This is a genomic window from Methylobacterium nigriterrae (assembly GCF_037106235.1).
Lineage (GTDB): Bacteria > Pseudomonadota > Alphaproteobacteria > Rhizobiales > Beijerinckiaceae > Methylobacterium > Methylobacterium nigriterrae.
Genome location: NZ_JBAWTG010000327.1, coordinates 1 through 1,918, shown reverse-complemented (window position 1 = coordinate 1,918; position 1,918 = coordinate 1). Strand labels below are relative to the sequence as shown.

Genomic DNA, 1,918 nt, shown 5'->3' with positions numbered 1-1,918 from the left:
GCTCTGGGAGAGTATCGGCGACGAGTTTGACGATGGCTGGGGCGTCGAGGCCGGCCTGGGCGTACATCCGGTCGGGCGTGTCGTGGTCCTGGTAGAGGTCCGGCAGCGTCATCGTGCGCACCCGCACCCGGCCCGCATCGAGCGCCCCGCGCGCCGAGAGCAGATGCAGGACCATCGCGCCGAAGCCGCCCGTCGAGCCCTCCTCCAGCGTCACCAGGACCTCGTGGCTGGCCGCCAGGTCCAGGATCAGCGCCTCGTCCAGCGGCTTGGCAAAGCGGGCATCGGCCACGCTCACCCCCACCCCCTGGTCCGCCAGCTCGTCGGCCGCCTTCAGCGCCTCGGACAGCCGCGTGCCGAGGCTCAAGAGCGCCACCCGCGCCCCCTCCGGGCGCCGGATCACCCGGCCCCGCCCGATCGCCAGCACCGCGCCCTGCTCCGGCAGGTCGAGGCCCACCCCCTCGCCGCGCGGGTAGCGCAGCGCGATCGGGCCGCTGTCATGCGCGTGGGCCGTGGCCACCATGTGCACCAGCTCCGCCTCGTCGGCGGCCGCCATCACCGTCATGTTCGGCAGGCAGCACAGATAGGCCAGATCGAACGCGCCCGCATGCGTCGCCCCGTCCGCCCCCACCAGACCCGCCCGGTCCAGGCAGAAGCGCACCGGCAGGTTCTGCAGCGCCACGTCGTGCACCACCTGGTCATAGGCCCGCTGCAGGAAGGTCGAGTAGATCGCAACGAACGGCTTGTAGCCCTCGGTCGCCAGCCCGCCCGCGAACGTCACCGCGTGCTGCTCGGCAATCCCCACGTCGAAGGTGCGCTCGGGAAACGCCTTGCCGAACAGGTCCACCCCCGTGCCGCCCGGCATCGCCGCCGTGATCGCCACCACCCTGTCGTCGGCCTGACCCGCCTTGACCAGGCTCTCGCCAAACACCCGCGTGTAGGCCGGCGCGTTCGCCTTGGCCTTGCTCTGCACCCCCGAGAGCACGTCGAACTTGACCACGCCGTGGTAGCGGTCGGCGCTGGCCTCCGCCGGCGCGTAGCCCTTGCCCTTCTGGGTGACCACATGCAGCAGGATCGGGCCCTGCTCCGAGTCGCGCACGTTCTTCAAGACCGGCAGCAGGTGGTCGAGGTTGTGCCCGTCGACCGGCCCCACGTAGTAGAAGCCGAGCTCCTCAAACATCGTGCCCGAGCCGGTCAGAAGGCTGCGGGCGTATTCCTCGGCGCGCGCCGCGCGCTGGTAGATCGCCTTGGGCAGGAGCTGGCCAAGCTGCTTGGCGGTCTCGCGCAACGAGCGGTAGGCCCCGCCCGAGGCCAGACGCGCCAGATAGGCCGACATCGCCCCCACCGGCGGGGCGATCGACATGTCGTTGTCGTTCAACACCACGATCAGGCGCGAGTGCATCGCCCCGGCATTGTTCATGGCCTCGTAGGCCATGCCCGCCGACATCGAGCCGTCGCCGATCACCGCCACCACGTTGCGCCGCCGCACCGCCTCGCCCCGCCGCTCGGCCGACGCCGCCGAAAGATCGCGCCCCACCGCCATGCCCAGACCAGCCGAGATCGAGGTCGAGGAATGGGCCGCGCCGAACGGGTCGTAGACGCTCTCCGAGCGCTTGGTGAAGCCCGACAGCCCACCGCCCTGGCGCAGCGTCCGGATGCGCTCGCGCCGACCCGTCAGGATCTTGTGCGGGTAGCACTGGTGCCCGACATCCCAGACGATGCGGTCGTCCGGCGTGTCGAACACGTGGTGAAGCGCCACCGTCAGCTCCACGACACCCAGACCCGAGCCCAGATGACCGCCCGTCACCGAGACCGCGTCAATCATCTCCGCACGAACCGCGTCCGCAACACCCTGCAAATCGCCCTCAGGAAGACGACGAAGCAAAGACGGAAACTCCAGACCGTCCAATCGTGATGTGTC

Annotated in this window: 1 protein-coding gene; it reads right to left on the bottom strand. The window is 70.2% G+C overall.

Annotated elements, in window-relative coordinates; all coding sequences use genetic code 11:
- Window positions 1-1,918, bottom strand: a 1,918-nt coding sequence (dxs, locus tag WDW90_RS36720) for a 1-deoxy-D-xylulose-5-phosphate synthase (protein ID WP_336492659.1), incomplete at both ends; no start/stop codon positions are given.